Origin of the sequence: Gracilimonas sp. BCB1 (genome assembly GCF_040117685.2) — a bacterium.
Lineage (GTDB): Bacteria > Bacteroidota > Rhodothermia > Balneolales > Balneolaceae > Gracilimonas.
This window is the reverse complement of the sequence record NZ_JBEDYP020000012.1, coordinates 397,200-420,315: the sequence shown is the minus strand read 5'-3', so window position 1 is coordinate 420,315 and position 23,116 is coordinate 397,200. Positions and strand designations below refer to the sequence as shown.

8 protein-coding genes are annotated in these 23,116 nt (G+C 45.0%); 2 read left to right on the top strand and 6 right to left on the bottom strand.

Annotation, left to right across the window (positions count from 1 at the left end; genetic code table 11):
- Positions 1–162 precede the first annotated feature (162 nt).
- The 3 genes from ABFW99_RS08320 to ABFW99_RS08310 all read right to left on the bottom strand — a co-directional run bounded on the left by ABFW99_RS08320 (position 163) and on the right by ABFW99_RS08310 (position 3,192).
- Positions 163–642 carry a DUF411 domain-containing protein gene (locus tag ABFW99_RS08320; RefSeq protein WP_349353908.1) on the bottom strand — a complete coding sequence of 160 codons (480 nt, stop codon included), beginning with the start codon at positions 640–642 and terminating at the stop codon, positions 163–165.
- Positions 643–709: 67 nt separating this feature from the next.
- Positions 710–2,971, bottom strand: a complete 2,262-nt coding sequence (locus ABFW99_RS08315; RefSeq protein ID WP_349353907.1) for a heavy metal translocating P-type ATPase — start codon at positions 2,969–2,971, stop codon at positions 710–712.
- 2 nt (positions 2,972–2,973) lie between these two features.
- Positions 2,974–3,192, bottom strand: a complete 219-nt coding sequence (locus tag ABFW99_RS08310) for a heavy-metal-associated domain-containing protein (protein WP_349353906.1) — start codon at positions 3,190–3,192, stop codon at positions 2,974–2,976.
- Between the two features lie 552 nt (positions 3,193–3,744).
- On the opposite strand from ABFW99_RS08310, the gene ABFW99_RS08305 reads away from it, so the two are divergent.
- Positions 3,745–5,817 carry a S9 family peptidase gene (locus ABFW99_RS08305; RefSeq protein ID WP_349353905.1) on the top strand — a complete coding sequence of 691 codons (2,073 nt, stop codon included), beginning with the start codon at positions 3,745–3,747 and terminating at the stop codon, positions 5,815–5,817.
- 88 nt (positions 5,818–5,905) lie between these two features.
- On the top strand, positions 5,906–6,946 hold the full coding sequence (locus ABFW99_RS08300) for an MBL fold metallo-hydrolase (protein WP_349353904.1): 1,041 nt from the start codon (positions 5,906–5,908) through the stop codon (positions 6,944–6,946).
- A 145-nt stretch (positions 6,947–7,091) separates the two neighbouring features.
- Here the strand turns inward: ABFW99_RS08300 and ABFW99_RS08295 are convergent, their stop codons facing one another.
- The 3 genes from ABFW99_RS08295 to ABFW99_RS08285 form a co-directional block, all read right to left on the bottom strand.
- Positions 7,092–15,230: a BspA family leucine-rich repeat surface protein gene (locus tag ABFW99_RS08295; protein ID WP_349353903.1), complete on the bottom strand. Its 8,139-nt coding sequence runs from the start codon at positions 15,228–15,230 to the stop codon at positions 7,092–7,094.
- A 329-nt stretch (positions 15,231–15,559) separates the two neighbouring features.
- On the bottom strand, positions 15,560–22,720 hold the full coding sequence (locus ABFW99_RS08290; protein WP_440707470.1) for a BspA family leucine-rich repeat surface protein: 7,161 nt from the start codon (positions 22,718–22,720) through the stop codon (positions 15,560–15,562).
- Positions 22,717–23,091 (bottom strand): response regulator transcription factor, encoded by a 375-nt coding sequence (locus ABFW99_RS08285; protein WP_349353901.1) that lies wholly within the window; start codon positions 23,089–23,091, stop codon positions 22,717–22,719. Before ABFW99_RS08285 ends, ABFW99_RS08290 begins: the two co-directional genes overlap by 4 nt.
- Positions 23,092–23,116: the final 25 nt, after the last annotated feature.

The window sequence follows — 23,116 nt, the reverse complement described above, 5'->3', positions numbered from 1 at the left end:
GTCTTAGTTTTGTTTGTATTCACCCTATTAAAGACTCTTAGCGGCATTTTGTTTCATTTATTCGGTAAAATCATTGTTAAATAATTTATTTCGGATATAACGCACATAAAAAAAGGCTTACCGGTTAACGGTAAGCCTTTCTCAATTACTAAGGTACTTCTTTTAGTGTGATGCGTACACGCTGGTGGTGCCGTCCTTTTTCAGAAGTATTACATCATAATTGTCAGCGGGACGCCCCGGCATTTCCATTCCCGGTGATCCGGTTGGCATTCCCGGAACGGCTAAACCAATCACATCTTCCGGTTTTTCCTGAAGCAGGCGCTCCACATCGGCCCGGGGCACGTGTCCTTCCACAACATAATCGCCGATCATCGCGGTGTGGCAGGATGCCAATTCACGGGTAATTCCGTTTTGCTGTTTCACCTGCATGAGAACCGGAGTTGGAACTTCTTCCACAGTAAACTCTCCTTCTTCCATATGGTCGCCCCACTTGGTGCAGCACTGGCAGCCTTCATTTTTGTACATTACTATTTCGGTTTTATCGGACAGGATGTTTTGCGGGGAATTGCCCGGCCAGAATAAAAAAGCAGCAACACCTACCGTTACTAATAATCCAACAATTAAAATCTTTGCGTTATTCATATTCTTTGATTGTTTAAAATGATTTGCCACAAGATAACTGTCCTGAAGCAATTTTGTTTTAACAGATTTAGTTCAATTTTGCCTTACCAAGTCGCCGTGAATTAAACACCACGTTAATGGAACTAAAAGCCATGGCGGCTTCGGCCAGCAATGGATGCAGCCACCCCACAAATGCCAGCGGAATCATAATCAGGTTGTAGAAAAAAGCCCAGAAAAGGTTCTGTTTTATTTTGGTAAAGGTTTTATTGCTGAGGTTAATGGCCCGAATTACAGCTGATAAATCTCCCTTCACAAGAACAATATCACCGGACTCAATCGCAACATCCGTTCCGGTGCCGATGGCAATGCCCACATCAGCAAGAGTAAGCGCCGGGGCATCGTTGATGCCATCACCGACCATTGCCACTACATCACCGGCTTCCTGAAGGCGTTTTACTTCATTAGATTTTTGGTCGGGAAGTACTTCAGCGATTACTTCATCAATTCCAACTTGGTCTGCAATAGCCCGGGCAGTCTTTTGATTGTCTCCGGTAAGCATGATGGTTTTGAGTCCCATTTTCTTCAGCTCTTTAATGGCCTGTTGGCTATCCTCTTTGACTTCATCGGCTATGCCAAGCAGCCCGACAATTTCTCCGTCAAAACTGACCAAAACACCTGTTTTCGCATTTTCCTCCAGCTGCTGTTTTTGAGACGAGACTTCCGAAGATAGTTCAACTCCAAGCTTCTCCATCAGCGATGGAGTACCTACTCCTACCTTCTTACCTTCCAGTATCGCATACACACCCTTGCCCGTTACCGATTCAAAACCGGAGACTTCTTGCGGGTTAATCTCCTGATCAGATGCATGGTTTACCACTGCCCGGGCCAGCGGGTGTTCAGAATTATTTTCTATCGATGCCGCCCACTTTAACAAATCCGCTTTTTCGGTTCCACCAAATGGGATCACATCCGTTACTGTTGGCTTTCCTTTGGTGATGGTGCCCGTCTTATCAAGTACAATGGCATTCACATCTTTCATGCGCTGAATGGCTTCTCCCTTCCGGATAAGGATTCCATTTTCAGCCCCAAGTCCTGATCCCACCATCAAAGCCGTTGGAGTAGCCAGCCCGAGTGCACACGGACAAGCAATCACGAGCACGGCTATCATCGCATAAAAAGCCAGCGGGGTGGATCCTAAATCCGGGTTAACCCAGGGAATAAACGATGAAGCCCATTCCACAATCCCACCAAAAAACTCCGGGAATATCAGCCATGCAGCAAGGGTCATTATCGCTAATAACAGTACAAAAGGAACAAATACTTTCGTCACCCGATCGGCAAAATCCTGAATAGGAATTTTACTACCCTGAGCTTCTTCCACCAGCTTGATTACCTGGTTCAGGAAGGTCTCATTTCCCACTTTCGTTGCCTTTACCTTTAATACACTGTTGGTATTCAGCGTGGCGCCTATTACTTCATCACCTTCCGATTTTTCCACCGGCATCGACTCCCCGGTGGCTATGGATTCATCCACGCTGCTGTTTCCTTCAATAACTTCTCCGTCAGTTGGAATTTTTTCTCCCGGCCGCACCAGCATGACGTCCCCGACTTGTAATTCTTTAATCGGGATCTTTACTTCTTCCCCATCTCTGATCACTGAAGCTTCTTTAGCCCCCAGCGTCAACAATTTACGAATGGCCTGTGAAGCGCTCCCCTTCGCCTTCGTTTCAATGAACCGGCCGGTTAGGTGAAAGGCCATAATCATACCTCCGATCATGGCAAAACTGTGGAAATCAGGGCCAACGCCCAGCTCATGAGCCAGCTTTACAAAACCGGTTGAAAGCGAAGCTAAAGCCCCCATTGCAATCAGTACATCCATATTTGGACTCAGGTTTACCGATGACTTCCAGGCGCTTTTGATGGTTTCCCATCCGGGAATGAAAATGGCAAAACCGGAGAGCAGAATCATTCCCAGCTCCATACCTACCGGACCTAAAAACATAGTATCGGCAATCCACATGGGGAGCATCCACAGCAGCATCAAAGCCGTTGGAACCCACGACCAGATCATATTTCGTTTAGCGGTTTCGTACTTCTTTTGCTCCCGCTGTTCTACCTGATCTGCTTTTGTTTCTTCATCGGAATCGTCCCGCACCAGCGTATACCCGGCTTTGGAGACAGCTTCCTCAAAATCGTCCATGGAAAGCCCGCCTTCGTATTCCACGATAGCTGATTCTGTTGCCAGATTTACCGTGGCCGACTTAACCCCTTCCAGGTTTTCGAGCTGTTTGTCTACCGTATTGGCACAACCGGCGCAATGCATTCCATCAATTTGAAGGGTAGCTTTCATGGTTATGCTTTCACTCCTTTCATTGTATAGCCAGAGTCATCAATCGCTTTTTCAAAATCTGACAATTGAACCCGTGAATCATCAAATGATACCCTAGCCGTTTCCTTATCGAGTTCTACCTTTGCAGTATCGACTCCGTCTAACGATTGCAAAGCAGATTCAACGGTATTGGCACAACCGCTACAACCCATTCCTGAAATGTTTAATGTGATCGTCTTCATAGCATTGGTTTTTGATTTTTATTTAAGATAAGTCTCTCATCGCTTTCTCGAATGCTGAATATTGACTGATGTTTACACTATTCTGTCATTCCAACATATTTAGTTACGGCAGGGTTTGGGAGTTTATATACAACATCCATTTGTCAGCAAGCAGTTAAGGATGGGTTAGAGCGGAAAGGTTGAAACCCATCGCTTGTGTAAAGGATAACTTTCCGTTCTAAAAATAAAGCCTGAATAGAGTCAAACTTTTTCCGGTACACAAGCAAGCCGTTTACGGCTGGGTTTTAGCCTGCGGAAGAACACAAACATCATGGCCCTCCTTCAATCCTGCAAATCATGGTTCAACACCAGCTACCAAAAATGTGCCCTTCGCTAACTAACCCATCCTTGTTCCTTCCCTTTTTGAAGGGAAGGAGACGCCTTTAGTACAATAGAATTGTTTTTACACTAATTCATTGATAGCTGGTGGCAGGGTTTTTGTAAACCAATTTTTGCAATTTTTCTCCCTCAAAGTTTTTATTCTCATGCTTCATTCTTAACACCGATTTATCCATGAAAAAACTGATATCACTTTCTCTCGTTCTGTTACTTTTTGGTGCTGACCTTAAAGCCCAACAATTCCCGGAACAGCTGGAGTTTAAAGACATCTTTCACGAGCCGTTTATTCCCGGTGCCCGTCCTTCTTTTTCTAACTTCTCGCCGGATGGCAAAACCATTTATTTCAGCTGGAGCGACTCTGCCACTTCCGACACCGATCTTTTCCGGGTTGGCTTAAGCGGCAAAAACCAGCAGAAAGCGGAAGATGATGTTGTTCGGAACTATGAACTTTCCCCTGACGGAAATCACGTCCTTTACACAAAAAACGGAGACCTGGTACTTGCAGACAAAGACTTTGGAAATGAACGTGTTGTCGTAGCATCCAAAAATTATGATTATGATCCGGTTTGGAGCGCTGACGGCTCCCGTTTTGCCTTCGTTCAGAACGGAGATGTGTGGGTTTCGGGTATTGAGCAGGCTTTTATGAAGCAAATCACCAATCGTAAAGAAGGACGCCCTTCTTATAATGTGGAACACTGGGCCGGAGACAAATTGGTGCTCACTCAAACCGACCGATCAGAATATCGCGAGGTCTTTTTCCCTGAATACGCAGACACCTTCGTGGAACCGGGGGGCAGTAACCGTGGCATCCCAACACGTACGGTATCTATCGCCGGTGTTGATTCCGGAGATGTTGAAATCATTTTTACACACAAAGGATACCTCGATACCGATGTAAGTTCTTCAGGGAACCACCTCGCCATCGACTACATTGATCCGCCTATGAAAAACCGGACGATCACCGTGTATAATGTGAACACACTGGAGGCCAAGAAGCTTTTTGAGGATGAAACTAATGGCTGGATGTACAACACCAACATGGAGTTTGCGCCTGCTACTGATAAGCTGATGTTCCAAAGCGAGCAGGACGGCTGGAATCACATTTATACCATCAACCCGGATGGCACAGGATTTGAGCAGCATACCTTTGGTGAGTACGACATTCCCTGGGCTACCTGGATTGATGAGCGCACCATTGTAATGGCTTCTTCCGAAATGGATCCCGGTGAACGACAGCTATACAAACTGGACATTATCACCAACCTGCCCACCAAGCTTACTTCAGAAGAAGGGTATCGAAGAGATTTTGAACTGAGTCCCGACCGGCGGTATGTAGTTTATGAAAAAACCTACTTCAACGAGCCGTTTGATTTGTATGCGGTAGATACCATGATCCCCAAAAGAGAAACACAGCTTACCAACTCAGTGCCTGATTCTTTTTACGAATACAGCTGGCAGGAAGAAGACTATGTACGCTTTACCGGTCGCGATGGAGAAACACGACTTTCTATGTCGGTATTGAAACCGGCTAAAAGAAATCCTGATGGCAACCCGGTGGTTGTTTTTGTACATGGCGCCGGCTCCCTTCAAAACGTGTATAAAGGCTGGTCGAACAACTACTGGCGCGAATATATGTTTCACCAGTATTTAACCCTGCAGGGATATTATGTCATTGAAGTGGATTACCGCCACAGCACCGGCTATGGTCGAAAATTTCGCGAAGACGTCACCAACTGGATGGGTAAGTATGAAACCGAAGACATCGAAGACGGGCTGGCCTTCCTCGCCGATAATTACGACAAAGCCGACACTTCCCGCGTAGGAATTTATGGCGGAAGTTATGGCGGCTTTATGGCTCTGTATGCCGTTGGTGTTTCCCCGGAACATTTTGATGCCGCCGCCGGATTACGGTCGGTTACCAACTGGGAAAACTATTATTATGCCAATCCCTGGTACACGCTGCCAAGGTTGGGAACACCGGAAGACAATCCGGGAAATTACGCCCGCAGTTCACCGATCACTTATGCCGATTCGCTGGAACAGCCGGTTATTCTGCTTCACGGGCTGATTGATGACAATGTCGGTTTTCAGGATGTTGTGCATTACATAGAGATTCTCATTCAAAACGGAAATGAAGAATTCGAGATGATGATGTACCCAACCGAACGACACAGCTTCCGGGATGAAGATGCCTGGTATGATGAATACCGGCGCATCTACGAATTCTTCGAGAAGCAATTGAAGTAACCAAGGCAGAGCTGAAATTTATTTCAGTGAATAACAGTTATCATCCGGAGAATAATTTATTTCTGATATGAACCTATTTAAGAAAATAATGCTCTGGATTACCGGCCTGCTCATCGTTTTTGCACTGATTATTACTATCGTTGGCTGGGCGGTTTCTAAACCCGGTTATGAAGGACCGAAGTCTGATCATTTTAATGGAACTACTTTTGAGAATCCCGGTGAGGTTCCTTCCAAGGATTTCTTTGACGTTATGAAGTGGTACTTCCAGCGTGATCAGGGAGAATGGTCGGTAGTTCCTGAAGAGGAAATAACCTTTGCTGAACGTCCCGATGACAATGTTACCACAGGAATGAAAATCACCTATGTGAATCACTCCACCTTCCTCATTCAAACGGCCGGCGTGAATATACTTACGGACCCCGTATGGAGTGAACGGGTAAGTCCGATGTCCTTTGCCGGGCCCAAACGATTCCGCCCACCTGGAGTTCGCTTTGAGGATTTGCCACCCATCGACCTGATCATCATCAGCCACAACCACTATGATCATCTTGACATCAACACCCTGAAGAAGCTCAATGAGCAATTTGAGCCACGTGTGATTGTCCCGCTTGGTGTGGATCTGTACCTGAATCAGGAAGGCATTGAAAACACCCTTGCTTTAGACTGGAAAGAGAAGCAGCCTATTGACAGCGACATCACCATTCATTCGGTTCAGGCCCAGCATTTTTCTGCACGCGGACTGTTTGACAGGGATAAAACATTCTGGTCAGGTTACGTGATTGACACCCCCGTAGGCAGCGTATACTTTGCCGGCGACACGGGCTACGGCGATTTCTTTAAACAAATTGGTGAGCAACATCCCAATATCAAAGTGGGACTTATTCCCATTGGAGCTTATAAACCCCGCTGGTTTATGAAGCCCATGCATGTGAATCCGGAGGAAGCCATTCAAATCCACAAAGACGTGGGAGCTGAAATCTCCTTTGGCATGCACTTCGGTACTTTCCCCCTCGCCGACGACGGCATGAAAGACCCAGAGAATGATTTTACCCAAGCCATGCAGCAGCCCGAAAATACCGGTGTCAATTTCAAGCTGCTGACGGAAGGGGATACGTTTGAGGTTCAGTAAGTTTGTTTTAATTCCTGTTGGAAGTTGAGGCAGCCTCTCTGCTATTGACTTCCACTAATTACTATCCTTCAATAAAACAGGAAAACAAAAAGCCCCGCCCAAATAAATGAGCGAGGCTTAAAAAGATCTGTGATCAGAATTCGGCTTATTTGATGAGCATCATCTTCTTTGTCTGTACATATTTACCGGCTACGATGCGGTAGAGATACATACCCGAAGCCAGGCGGGAGGCGTCGAAGTTCACCTGATGCCAGCCGGCCCGCTGCCGTTCCCCATTCACCAGAGTGGCTACTTTTCGGCCCAGCATATCAAATACTTCAAGGCGGACCTCACTGCTTTGCGGCACGCCATATCGTATGACGGTGGTCGGGTTGAATGGATTCGGGTAGTTTTGATTTAACTCGAACTCATCCGGTAGTTGCGCCATAAGTTCTGCGGATGTAATGAAATTGGGATCCGTACGAACTTCCATAGTATCCAGAGAAGTGATCCCATCGGTGTTTGAAACTTGAATGGCCACAAAGAAAGTGTCGGCATCTGCCCGGGCGGTGATCGCCAGTTCTCCGTTTATGTTATCGTAACTTACCGTTTCTGCAGAGTCTGATATGATATCAAACTTGAACTTCAGCTGGTTATCAGGTGTAGAAACATCACTTACATAATTCCAGAGCCTTATTATTCGGGTATCTTCTGTTCTGATTTCGTAGGGACTTGGTAAGCCTTCAAACTGAGGTTCATCATCTACACCCTGCTGTCCACCCCAGGCAACGGTCATATTGTTTGCCTCACGTAGGGTTTTCATGGCATTGGCACCGGCTTCGTCCAGCTCAATGGCTCCGATGTTGATGCTCACTCCATCCTGCAGGTCTCGTTTCGACCATTCCACAAACATCTTGCTGGCGTTTTCTGAGCTTAAACCCGAGCCCACCAGGAAGCCGGCGATGGAATCCGGTTCGGTAGTACTCGTATTGCTTTGATTTAGCTTAGGCCGTTTCTCATTTTCAGGAGCGTTAATTGCCGGTTTACCATTTAAAGCATTGCCATTGGCAAATTCCACAGAACCACGCTCCGTTTCAGTAGGTGCGAAATCTTTTGTTTTCACGGAGCCCGTTTCTTTAGCTAAAGACTCCTGATTGCTTCCTTCCGGTTTGGCACTGGAGCTAGGCCCCTCATCAAAATACTGCACGTTGGAAATATCCCAGCTGCTGATATCCTGATTGAAGGATTTTGCACCCTGAAACATACTTGCCATGTTGGTTACGTTGGAGACATCCCAGTCTAAAGAAGTAAATACTTCAACTCCACCAAAGGTTTTTGCTTGTTGAAATGGACTATTCCCATTATTGAAAGCAGTGGCGCCAGAGAACATCTCTTGAGTAGCCATAACATTGCTTAGATCCCAGTTACTAAGGTTCTGATTAAAAGACCGAGCATTCCTGAACATCCAACTCATCTCATTCACTGAAGATACATCCCAACCTCCTATATCCTGATTGAAGGAATGAGCATTTTCGAACATAAAATACATGCTGGTTACTGAAGAAACATTCCAATCTCCAATATCTTGATTAAATGATCGAGCTCCATGAAACATCATATGCATGCTAGTTACAGAGCCCACATTCCAGCTGCCGATATCTTGATTAAAAGATTCAGCATCGTTAAATACCCACGACATATTAGTTACTGATGAGACGTCCCAATTACCTATATCTTGATTGAATGAATGAGCATCGCTAAACATAAAATTCATCTTGGTAACTGAAGATACATCCCAACCCCCAATATCCTGATTGAAGGAAAGGCTATGCCAAAACATTCTTCTCATGTCCTTTACCGAGGAAACATCCCAATTACCTATATCTTGATTAAAAGAATCGGTAACCGCAAACATCTGATTCATGTCGGTCACGGAGGAGACATCCCAACTGCTAACATCCTCATTGAATGACCGTTTAAAATGAAACATAGATGACATATCAGTGATCCCACTGGTACAAGTGTAAGCAGCATTTTTAATGGTTATTTGGTCTTTTTTGCGCTTTGTGTAATTTATCCCATTAACCTCACCAGTTTCGCCCACTTTCGCATTTGTGCAAATAATGGTTACTCCATTTTCAGCTAAGAAAAAGGTTTTTGTCGCAGTAAAAGTGTAGGGGTCACTCCAATTACTTTTTAATTTTTTACCTACCCCGCGTACCTGCCAAAAGTACTTAACTCCTTCATTAAGGTCAGTTACAACGGTAAAAGTAGTATCTTTGAGCCCTTCAATAATTGTAGAATCGGTAAATTCTGAGTTAGCAGCCCAACGCAGGTCGTACGTTATAGCACTGTCCGAATCTTCCCATATAAATGTAGGATTTAGCGATACATCAGCACCATTATAGGGTGCAAGTAGAGCAGTGATACTTAATCCGGTACAAGTACCCCATTTGGGGATTTGAGTCGTTATAAGTTTACTGTTAGTATCAAAACCTGCTGGCTTTTCTCGAATCGATAGGACACACCATTTACTTATATCCTGATTAAAATTAACCGCATCAGAAAAAATAAACCTCATATCAGTTACACTACTAACATCCCATCTCGAAATATCCTGATTAAAGGAAGTAGCAAACTGGAACATATCTCGCATAGTGGTCACATTGGCTGTATTCCAACTCGTGATGTCTCCATTAAATGCAAATGCGCCATCAAACATGTAGCTCATATCGGTTACATTGGAAACATCCCATTCGTTCAGATCGGCGTTCACTTTCTCTGCCGCAAAGAACATAGCTGCAGTGGAAGTCACATTACTCAGATCCGGTGCATCCGTAGCGTTGTATTCCATGTTTCGGGCCCAGGCAAACATGCGCTCCATGCTTTCCCATTTCAGGGAACCCCAGCTTTCCAAAGATACGAGCTGATCTAGTTCCCCTTCATTAGTTACATACATATGTGGGAATACTCCTCCGATCATTACGGTGTAGGTACCCGCATCAGCATAAGTGTGTGAGGGGTCCGGGTCATCGCCGGTGTACGTTTCCAGGGTTCCGTCGCCCCAGTCGATGGTAAAATCGAAATCGGTAATTTCTGTTCCTCCACGGGTTGGAATGGTTACGGTCTCATTGGCAGAAGTTGTTTGCCAGCGGGTGGTAAATTCAGTCGCTGTCCCACCATCATTGATCGTCCAGCCAAGTTCTGTAAGATCATTATAGCTCGATGTAGAAATAATGGAACGGGTGGCGTTTCCAAATGAGACGGTACGTTCAGCGTTAGAATTCACTTTCTCTGCCCAGCCAACCAGTGTAGAATCGTAATTTTCTGTAGACAAATTAGTTTCTGACATAAAACCAAAAATGTTTGATACATCAAAGGTTTCTACGTTTCTGATATCCCAATCACCCAGGCTTTGGTCAAAAGCGTGAGCTAATGCAAACATTCCTTCCATGTTGGTCACTGAGCTAACATCCCACCCAGAAATATCTTGATTAAAGGTTTTAGCCCCAAGAAACATCCCGTGCATATTAGTCACAGCGGAAACATTCCAACCGGAAATATCGGAATTAAAGGATGACTCACTGTTATTACTGGCAAACATCCTCTGCATACTATTAACTGATGAAAGATCAGGAGTGTCTAAGTTTCTGAGTTCAAGAGTTTCAGCTCCATCAAACATAGAGGCCATGCTTTCCCACTGAATATCTCCCCACAAGACCACGCTTCTGATATTTGCTATGGTAGCTCCTTCTGCGCTGGCATTCATTTCCGGGAATACACCGGCAATTCTGATGGTCTCCGTACCGAATTCTGTATAGGTATGAGAAATCAAAGGTGCATCTCCGGTATATCTTTCCACGGTTCCATCTCCCCAATCAACAACCACATCGAAATCGGAGAGATCTTCACCGCCTTTTGTCCCAAGCTGGATGGTTGGTTCTTCGGATGTTACTTCCCAGGTGGTAATGAACATATTGTAACGACCGCCATCAGTCAATGTCCAGCCTTTGAATCCTGTTAGATTATCACGTGCAGCTGAAGCAGGTCCATATTTTGCATCACCTACGTTCAGCGAAAGGTTTTCCGGTAGGCCCTCTAACTGATTCCATTTATACAACAGCATATCATAATTCTGTTGAGAAAAACTGGTTCCTTGCAGAAAGCCAAACTGCCCGTTATCCAAACGAGTAGCGCTGGTAATATCCCAATTGCTGATATCCTGGTCGAAGTTAGCAGCATTTAGGAACATAGCTCCAAAATCAGTCACCTTCGAAACGTCCCAGCCAGTCACATCCTGATTGAAGGAAGATGCATTTGCAAACATCCCAAACATCGTGGTTGCAGATCCGGTATTCCAGGTAGATACATCCCCGTTAAAGGAATCGGTATCCTGAAACATGCCTTGCATATTGGTTACAGCAGAGACATTCCATTTGCTCAGGTCCTGATTCAAAGAGTCTGCATTCTGGAACATCTCCCGCATGTAGGTCACTTTAGAAACATCCCAGGTTGAAATATCTCCATTGAACTGCTTTGCTCCATCAAACATAAAACCGGTGTAGGTGATGCTCGAGGTGTTCCAGTTGCTCAGATCACCATTGAATTTTTCAGCGGCAAAGAACATGGCTCCTAAGTCCGTAACATTCGACAGATCCGGAGCATCTTCAGCGTTGTAGGTCATATTCCGCGCCCAGGCAAAGCTCTGATTCATATTCTCCCAAGGAGTACTTCCCCATCCATCGATCGATATCAATTGATCGAGATCACCGTCGGCATCGGGACGCAGGTATGGGAATACCCCAGATATATTCACGGTGTAGTCTCCAGCTGTCGCATAGGTGTGGGTTGGATCAGGATCGTCTCCGGTGATCGTTTCCACGGTTCCATCGCCCCAAGAGATCTGGAAATTAAAGTCGGTGATCTCTGCTCCACCGCCCGTAGGAATCGTAATGGTTTCGTTATCAGATGATGTGCGCCATGTTGTGATAAACGGGTTGCTTGAAAGTCCGCCATCATTGATGGTCCAACCGGCATTTTCTAATTGTGTACGACCGGCAATTCCTCCAAGTGAGTACTGAGTTTCTCCAAAGCTAATGTTGAGATCCGGTTGAGCCGATTGGGCACCCCATCCGGCTAAGAGAGAATCGTAATTTTCTGTTGTAAGAGCCGTACCATCCATAAACCCAGGATTTGCTCCCTCTGCTTGAAAGCCCTTAACATTTGAGATATCCCATTCCGCCAAATTTTGATTAAATGCCTGTGCCCCGCCAAACATACTCTGCATGCTGTCTACAGCAGCTATATTCCACACTCCAATATCCTGATTAAAGGATTGGGCATAGAAAAACATCTTATTCATTTTTTGTACACTTCCCACATTCCAGGCGGAAATATCGCTATTAAAATTGGCAGCAAAACTAAATATGCCGTTCATATTCGTAACTCCTGAGACGTCCCAATTCGATAAATCCGGAGTGGTAATGCCCGAAAAGGCAAACATGTCTTCCATCGAAGTGACAGCAGAAAGATCAGGAACATCGCCTGCTGATAGGCCGAGATTGGGAATAGAAGCAAAGCTGTTTTTCATACTTTCCCATTCGATATCGCCCCATTGTGCAACAGACAGCATATTCCCTGTCGACTCACTGGAACCAAAAACTACTGTTCCCGCCAGATAAGGGAAATCACCGGAAATCTTAACCGTATGAGTTCCTTCTGAAGCATAGGTTTTGGCTACAGTAGGTGCCGCTCCATTAATCCATTCCGACTCCCCGTTCCCCCATTCGATGCGAAAATCATAGTTGGAAAGATCTTTACCATCAACCTGGTCGGCGGTTGGGAAGGTGACCGACATGTTATCACCACTGACATCCCAGGTAGTTATAAACGGCCGATTGCCACGGGGGTCGAGAATTACCGTTTGCTCATCCCCAAGATCAGCATGGTTTGTATACTCAACATTTAGTGATATAGAACCCAACGTGCTATAATTGTCTTCAGAAACAAAGTCGATAAACCAATGCTCTTTTTCTGTATCGTAAACGGGGTCATTACTGCTAACTAAATCTACGGTATTGCTCACAGAACCTGCCAAGTTTAGGTCTGTATCTGTTGTTACCGCATTTCCGTTTGCATCATGAATATTAAATCGAAGGGTATCGGAAAAACCAGAATACACCGTAAGTGTGTCGGCCCGATCAGATAATAATGTAATCTGAAGTGCCACAGGGTTCACTGTTATGTTCAACGTATCACTCACACTGGAAAATTCTTCATCGACAGCTCCAACAACTACCTCCGCTTCTCCATAGGTGTCGGGGGAAAGGGTAAAGGACAGAAGATTGGTATTTTGATCAATAGCCAGGTTCACCAGTTCAGAATTGGTGTTACTGACAACGAAATAACTGAGATCTGCAGCCGGCTGCTCAACATCACTGAATATGGCAGTCAGATCTATATCACTTATGGCACCTTCTTCATTAACAGTTATATCCGCAATAGCACTAACTACAACGGGTGCATCATTCACGGCATTTATTGTAATGGTGAAACTATCCTGCACGGTCAATCCGCCATTGTCTTCAGCCTGTATGATAATATCCGCAGTTCCTGAAGAATCGGGCTGATAAGACAAAGTCAACAGATCGGTTGTATTGTCTACCGTAGCCGTAACTAAAGCTGCATTACTGTTAGAAACCACAGAGAAGGTCAGCTCACCGGAAGTCTGTTCTGCATCAGAGAATACGGAGGTCAAATCAAGAGTACTGTCTGCAGCATCTTCGTTTACGGAAAAATCGGCTATAGCACTACTTACACCCGGTGCAGTATTCCCCACTTCTACTTCCACATAACTGCTGGATACTGTAATACCGGCATCAGCCCCATCATTCGGGGTAATATCAATCCGCAGGAATTTTCCAGCATCGGTGGACGTCACCGAATAACTATCACTAAAGGCCCCGGAAATAGCCGCCGCGTTGGTTCCGGCCCCGTCATCGGCCCGGTACCACTGGAAGGTAGTTCCCGATTCAAGGTCACCTTCCACATCGTTATAGTCATAACTTACTGACAGTACATCCCCCTCTTCGGGAGCCTGCCCCGGGTCGGTATCGTTGCTTACTACTATATTAGAAGCGGTAGGAGCAAAATTGGTTGGGCCAAAGCTCAGGTTCCGCAATGCGGGGTAACCATCCATCTGCCAGGTGCCACTAAAGTCCCACCCGCTGAAGGTGGACTGCGTCTGCATTTCGGCTGTGGTTTTAGCCGTACCACCTGTACTGCTTCCCTGTCCGGTTGTGGTGGAATCCCAGTAACTGTTGGTGTAGGTATTACCCAAGCTTCCCAACGTATAATCATCTTCAAAACCTACCAGACCACCCAGGTTTACGGCAGATACGTCTCCGCTCACCGCACCGGTGGCATAAGTATTGGTAATGGTTACGCCTCCGAATACTGCACCTACCAAGCTCGCTACGTCATCGTAGCCTGTTACTGCCCCGGTAGCATAGCTGTTATTGATGGTTACGGCAATTCCGCCCCCTGCACCTCCAACTAATCCACCGACCTGATTGCCAAAACCTGATGTCTCAGTAACTGTTCCTGTGGCATAACTCTCCGAAATACTTCCCCCGTCTATATATCCAACCAGTCCACCGTAATACGCAAACCCTCCATTACCCACTACCGTTGCTGTAGACCAGGCGTGGCTCAGGTTTGTGGCAAACTGATTGCCGATCACACCTCCTATATTATCACCACCAGTCACCGAACCGGTCACAAAAACAGAATCCACGGTTGGCAGCGGGTCTGTTTCCGGGTTATCCACTACCGTTGACCCAATCAATCCGCCTACGTTGGTAAACCCGGTAATATCTACTTCTGCCAGACCTACTTTGGTAATGGATCCCGGACTTCCCAGGTATTTGAACAACCCAACACCTGCGCTATCGGCCTGATCCATATGTAACCCAAGGATGGTATGGCCGTTCCCATCAAAGCTTCCGGTAAACGGAATGGGTAAAAATAAATCGGTATCATCTGCCCCGATGGCTCGCCAGCCGGCCCCGCCGTTCCAGTAGGCTCCGGAAGGATCACCGGTAGCCGAGGTCAGGTCAATGTTAGCCGTCATAATAAAGTGGCTGCCCAGGTAATTCCGGACGTTGTCCAGGTCGGCAGCGGTAGCTACCTGATAGGGATCTCCTTCGGTTCCGGACCCGCCCGAGAACTGGGCAAAAGCCGGGTTCACCCCGATGATTAACAGAAAAAAGATAGATTTAAGTGCCAGCGTGATAACGGTTTTCATAATCTTTGATATGTATTTATTCGAGAAAAACTGAGTAAAGTCCCGACATATTAGTGACTACTTTATTGCGGGAGGAATGCTTGATCTTTAAGGGAGAGTTACATCACACGTAATGCGCTCAGGAAGCATTTATTTAATGAAGGGCTGACCCTATATGCCAACAAACCGGTTTATACCCAATGCAATGATCTCTGTAATCCGCTTTATAATCTATAGGAAGAGCTACTCATTCGTATAGGTACAAGTACCTATATTTTGGCAACTGATTTAAAAAAGCCCCGCCCAAATAAATGAGCGAGGCTTGAAAAGATCTGTAATCAGAATTCGACTTACTTAATCAGCATCATCTTTCTGGTCTGTACATATTTACCGGCTACAATACGGTAGAGATACATTCCCGAAGCCAGGCGGGAGGCATCGAAGTTGACCTGATGCCAGCCGGCCCGCTGCCGTTCTCCATTCACCAGGGTGGCCACTTTCCGTCCCAGCATATCGAATACTTCCAGGCGGACCTCACTGCTTTGCGGCACGCCATATCGTATGGCGGTGGTCGGGTTGAATGGATTCGGGTAGTTTTGGTTTAACTCGAACTCATCCGGAAGAGCCGCCATCATTTCATCTGAAGTGATGAAGCTTGGATCGACTCGAACTTCCAGGGTATCGAGCGACACAATGTTTTGATTGTTGGCCACTTGTATGGCTACAAAGAAAGTGTCGGCATCGGCACGGGCAGTGATGGCCAGTTCTCCATTCGTGTTATCAAACCCAATCGTTTCCACCGTGTCAGAAATGATATCGAAGCTGAACTGCAGCTCGTTATCCGGCGTGGCCACATCACTTACATACTCCCAGAGATTCAGAATACGGGTATCTTCGGTGGCAATTTCAAACGGGTTAGGCAAGTCGGCAAATTCCGGCTCATCATCTACCCCTTCTTGTCCACCCCATGAAATCTGAATTCCTGTAGCCTGCTGCACTTCGTTTAATGCGGCTGCACCCAACGCATCCAGCTCAATCTTACCGATATTAATACTTTGAACGGCCGTATTAATTTTGTCTTTCCAGCCAACGAACATCTTGCTGGCATTTTCAGAGCTTAAGCCTGAACCCACCAGGAATCCGGAAATTGCCCCCGGAGTTGTAGTATTTACTTTTGCCTGCTTATTTGTGGTATCCGGTGCTGTATCAAAATACTTCACATTGGATATATCCCAGGAACTGATGTCCTGATTGAATGCTTTGGCTCCCTGAAACATGCTGGCCATGTTGGTTACCTGAGAGACATTCCAGTTCAAGCTGCTAACAACTTCTTTGCCATTCTCTATTTTTGTTTTCTGGCGAGGTGCATTTCCGTTATTGAAAGACCATGCCGCTTCAAACATATAATTAGTATTTTCAACACCAGATATGTCCCAAGAATTTAGATCTTGATTAAAATAATAATTGGTTGCAAACATACTACTCATGTCTTTAACTAATGATACATTCCACTTTCCTATTGGCTGATCAAAAAGTGACCCACTAAACATTAGTTTCATATGTTTTACAGAAGACACATCCCATTCACCAATTGGTTGATTAAAATATGATCCAGCAAACATGGAACTCATATCAGTTACCAATGAAACATCCCAATCGCCTATATCCTGATTGAAAATGGATGCTCTATCAAACATGTTTTTCATATTAGTTACTGAAGACACATCCCAGTGACCAATAGGTTGATTAAAACTTGACAAAGAAAATAGATTACTCATATCTGTTATTCCGGTCGTAACTGTTTTTGCCAATTCGGGATTATTGTTGTCATCCTTCAACAATTTTTTTATTCCATCTCGGTCTCTAAGTGTAAAAGTCACTTCCTCGGCTACTCCATCTTTATCCAAATCATAGTTTAGCACATCACTTTCACCAACCTGCACTGTTGAATAGGCTTTAATGGTTACCCCATTCTCCGCAATAAAGAATTTATTCTCAAGTACTCCGGTAACGGTAACATTAATTGTAATATTTGCCTTGTTATTAGAAGGTAATCCATCGTCAGCTTGCACTACAACTTCATACACATTGTCAGCATCCATATCAGCTGGGTTTCCAAATTCAGGAGCATTTTTAAAGGTGAGTTCACCCGTTGCACCATCAATGGCAAAGAAGTCAGCATCAGCTCCACCTATAATGGAATAAGTTATACCGGCATCCGTAGCCCCGCCATCACCATCGGTGGCTTGCACGTCAATCACCGTGCCCGTGGTATTTTCAGCAAAGTTAACGTGTGTTGGAGTGCCTGATGCTAAATTATATTCATACACTGAGTCACTAAAACCAATAATAAACATTTTTGACCCATCTGCATTAAATTCTATACCATATGGAGCCGACGCTTGGTTCCTTACATTAATTGCTTGATCATCTCCTGCATAAACCGCTGTCGATAAATCGTAAGCTGTACCAAGAGAATATTCTACCACAGATCTATCAAGCCTGTAATCATCTGTAGAAAAACCTGAATATTCTATAACAAATAGCTTTGTACCATCTCCGTTGAAAATTAAATCTGTTGGAGATATCAATTCAGACAATAAAGAAAATTTATTCTTTGCCCCACTTTGTGTAACAGTCGACACGTCAAAAGCCACTCCTAAGACATACTCAACAATCAAAACCTCTCCCGTAGTTTCATTAGATCCGACTACATACATCTTCGTCCCTTGACTGTTAAAAGTTAAACCATACGGCCTCGTAAACTCTACACCTACAGAATACCCTTCTCCAGCTGCATGTACAGCCGTAGACACATCAAAAGCAGAACTAAGGTTATATTCTACCACCTTATCATTCGCCACTCCTATCACATACATTTTTGTTCCATCAGCATTAAAGGTAAAAGCATGTGTAGTTTCCTCTTCAGCATCAAGATTAAACTCTTCCTCGATTCCAGAATAAACTGCTGTAGATACATCATAGGCTACCCCTAACTCATACTCGATAACAGCATTATCATATCCAAGTACAAACATTTTCATTCCGTCATTACTGAATTCTAATGACAGTGGGTTTTCATCTTGGGCACTTACATCAAACTTTTCTTCATCACCTGCATATACCGCTGTCGATACATCATAATTTGATGTGAAAATTGGGGCAATATTTACTTCATTTACAGTAACCACAAAACTATCTTCAACACTTAACTCTCCATCACTAGCACGTACAGTTATTTTTGCCGTTCCGAATTGATTGGTTTGATAATCCAGAGTTAGTGCAGAATTACTAATCATAGCAGTGAGTAGCTCAGGATTATCATTTGCTTCCACACTGTAGATTAATGAACCGGAAGCCGTTTCCAAATCACTGAAATTAGTGCTTACATCAATGACCGTATTTGGCGCATTTCCATCTACCGTAACATCCGATATAGGTGTACTTACAATTGGTGCAGAATTAGTTTTCACCTTACCCGGCACCGGTGTTTGCGGATTATTATTTAGATAAGGATAACTTACAGTATCTCCCGTCATAATTGCCCAGGTATTTGTGAAGTCGAAACCAGCATTGGCAAAGGTGAGGGAGTCTTTCATGGCCGCGGTTGTAAGGCCCGTTGCCCCCTCTATATTATAACCGTTATATGCACTATCCTGTGTGGTAGTCTCAATATCCCAGAATACATTGGTTGCCTGTACATTTCCGAATTCACCGCCACTTATTCCACCAGCATTACCTGAAACCAATCCAATTGCATAACTATTGGTGATGGTTATGGTTTGGCTAGTATTTCCAATAACTCCTCCAGCCTTACTGCTGCCAGTTACTTCAGCTGCAGAATAACTATCGGTTATAGTACCACCATAACTGAAGCCTGCAATACCACCTGCATCTGCTCCACTAACCGACCCGGTTGAGTAGCTTTTGCTGATTGTGGTATTTTCACTGAATTCTTCAGATTCTATTTGCCCCGCAATTCCACCTACGGTAGCTCCGGTAACCGTACCTGTAAATGAACTTTCTGTAATGATACCATCGTTCCACAAAGCCCCTGCAATACCGCCTGCCGTTGGCCCAGAAACATTACCTGTAACGTGTACATTTGAAACCATTCCACCAGACACATAACCTATAGGGCCTACATAGTCATAATTTGTGGTAGCTTGTAAATTGACTTCCTCAAGTTTGAGATTACGAACTGTACCCGAATGCGCACCGATCAAACCTACATATTCGTCTTGAGCCGTGCTGTTAATATACAATCCGGTAATGGAGTAATTGTCTCCATCCAGACTTCCAACAAACCAAATGGACTCTCCCCTTGTGATTGGCACCCAACCCTCTCCTTCATTGTATGGAGCTATATCAAGGTTGATATCATTAACTAATTTAAAATGCCCATCTAAACTATAAGCCTGATCAGAATATACGTCCCTCATGGCATTCAACTGGTCGGCCGTAGAGATCAAATAAGGATCAGCCTCTGTGCCGGAACCTCCTTCAAAGGGACTTGCTTTAACATATCCACTGGTAACGGTATCGCCATACGCTGTACCGTCAAATGGGATAACCTCTACGCGTAACTCGCTAAAAGCATCCCCCGTTGTGATGGTATATATAGAGTCTGTAGCTCCAACAATCTTCGTTTCAGATATTACCACACTGTAATCAACCCATTCTGAAGTTTGGCGGTACCACTGGAAAGCAGCACCTGCATTGGCATCGCCATCTGCATCTTCAAAATCATAGGTAGCGGCAATGGTTTCTCCTGTTTTAGGATACCCTGAGATAGATGCACTACTGGCAACCGGAGCTCTGTTTCCCTGATTTATCGTAATGGTAAATCCTATTTCATATGTATTTACCCCACCATTTTCTGTACCCCCGTCATCAATGACCTGAACAGTTACAGCCGTAACTCCTGCCGTATCTGAAGAAGGTGTAAATGTTAATGTCCCCGCATATTGGTAACCACCTGAAGGTGCCGTACCTGTAATTTCGATTTTAGGCTGGACTTCGAACAAACTCGAATCTCCTGTACTAACCGCATATTCCAACGGTTTCTGACCGGATTCATTAGAAGGGCCCGGGTTAAAATATCCAATAAAAAGTGACTGAGAGAATGGCCCTGAGTTATTTTCAACTTCCGGGTTGGGATACAGAATTCTCGCATAGGGCGCATCATTCACCGGATTTACTGTGATATCAAATGTTTTTACCGTTTGATCTGTACCCCCATTTGCTGTACCGCCGTCGTCACTCACAGTAACAGTCACTGTTGCTGTACCATTACTATCGGGTGAGGCCGTATAACTAAGAGTACCTGTTGTAAGATCAATGGATGGTTGTACGGAGAATAAAGCTTCATTATCCGACTCTACAGTTATACTTAAAGCCTGTGCAGACTCGTCATCTGCCCCATTGGAACTGATTCTGAGAAAACTTTCTACTGTTTGCTCTCCCCCGTCCTCATTTGAGTTTTGGTCACCCACCAGTGTAAATACTGGTCCATCATTCACCGGATCCACGGTAATGGTAAAACTTTCCTGCACCGTTAATCCTTCACTGTCTTCAGCCTGAATAGTGATATTTGTCGACCCATTTGCATTGGATTGCAAAAGAATGCCCAAAATATCTTGCGTATTGTCAACCGAAGTGAACACTAACGAAGTATTTGAATTTGATACCAATGAGTAAGTCAAATCTGCATCATTATCTTCGCTGTCACTGAATACATCGGTAAAGCTTATGGGATCTACAGAGCTATCTTCGTTTACTGAAAAGTCAGCAACGGCATTAGTTACAACCGGAGCTGTATTCCCCACTAGTGCTTTAAGAGTAGGATATCCACTCATTACCCAGATACCGGTAAAATCCCAGCCAGCATCGGTAAAGGTGCTTTGTGTTTGCATTTCGGTGGTTGTTTGACCGGTAATCCCGGTGGTGCTGCCAATACCGGTTGCAGCCGCCTGACTACTAGTCTGGGTATCCCAAAAAGAATTCGAAGCTGCGGCAAAGCTGTTTTTTTGACCTATAAAACCACCAACATTTGAACTACCGGTTACCGAACCTGTAGAATAACTGTTGCTTACCGTTCCACTGTTATAGTTTCCGACAAGACCACCTATATTGGTATCACCATTTGCCGAACCGGTGGCATAACTGTTTTCTACATTATCATAGCTAAAGCCAATTAACCCACCTACGTTATTTGCGGTCCCGGTGGCATCACTGGTTGAGTAACTTTTTGAGATGGTGCCTAAACTATGTAGTCCGACCAAACCTCCAATGTCTTGCGTACCATCTACCGTACCTGCTGAATAGCTTTCACTGATGGTAGCATTGTTTAACCCTACAAGTCCACCAACAATGGCTGATCCATCCACATCTCCGTCAGCATAGCTGCCTGAAATGCTTCCATTATTTTCGCCGGCCAGCCCCCCTGTATTACCTCCGCCGGTTATCGAGAGTTGCTCTAAGCCAATGTCTTTAACTGATCCGCTGTCACCTATAACCGCAAATAAACCTACGTAATCTTCCGTAGAACGAGAAATGGTCAGTCCGGTAATCACAAATCCTTGTCCGTCAAAGCTTCCGGTAAAAGGGGAATCTCCTCCAATGGGTACAAAGCCTTCTCCTGAATTCCAGGTAGAGGTCGCGGAGGCATCCAAATCATTGTTCAACACAAAATGTAAAGAAGGTCCGTCTTTAAGCGCTTGCAGCTGCTCAAGCGTCGCTACCTGATATGGGTTGGCTTCACTTCCGGTACCTCCGGCAAAGCTAACCGCAGGTGTTGTTGGCTCAGCTGCAACAGGACCCTGACTTGAACTTTCCTCTTCGGCACCTGCGTCAATGCCATCGCTGGGAATCACGGCAAAACTAATGTCATTTCCTTCATCATCAGCTACTAAGGTGTAGGTCTCAGATTCTGCTCCTGCAATAGGAGTTTTATTCAATTCATCGATCCGGTACCAGATATATAGTGAACCGCTTTCGGGATCGCTGTCTGCATCGCTATAATCGTAGGAACCTGTCAGAGTCTCCCCAACTTCCAGCGTCCCTGAAAAAGATACGTTGCTGGCCTCAGGTGGTGTGTTTCCCCCACCTCCAGAACCTGATCCTACCGGACCTTCCAGCATGCTTTCTGCAGGCATACCGGTTTCAGTGCCATTAGAAGGAATAACTACAAAGCTGATATATTTCCCGTCGTCGGCAGCCACCAAGGTATAGGTAGTATCGGTTGCCCCGCTTATAGCCGTATACCCGCTAGCGAATTCATCATCGGCCCGAAACCACTGATAGGTTGAGCCATCTTCCGGAAAACCGTCAGGATCGTTGTATTCATAGCTGCCGGTGAGCGTTTCACCTACTTCCAGCGTTCCGGAAATTTCCACGAAGTCTGCAATTGGACCAGATGGAGGTGGCCCAAACTGTGCCATGGCCGGATTCACCCCGATGATTAACAGAAAAAAGAGAGACTTAAGTGCCAACGTAATAACGGTTTTCATAATGCTCTGTATTGTTTTGATAAGGTGTTTAAAATGGGTACAAGCTCGATCAGTTTGTCTTTGCTTACAAACCCTTGAACTTTTAACTCTTCGGCTTTGGTCTTGAACAGGGGATTATTATGGCTGGTAACTATCACTACTTTTGCCCCTGAATCAGTCTGCATGATTTTCTCTACAGCTTCAAATCCTGACATGGTATCCAGCTCAATGTCCATAAGTACGCAATCGGGTTTCAGGCTGTGATAAAGTGAAATTGCTTGTTCACCGTTTTCACACTCTGTGACCCCTGATATATTCCCGATGCCTACTGCGATAACATGCTTCAGCATGCGCCTCATATCGGCATGGTCATCCACAATCAGTATGTTCATGTATTAAGGTTTATTTTTTTTTGAA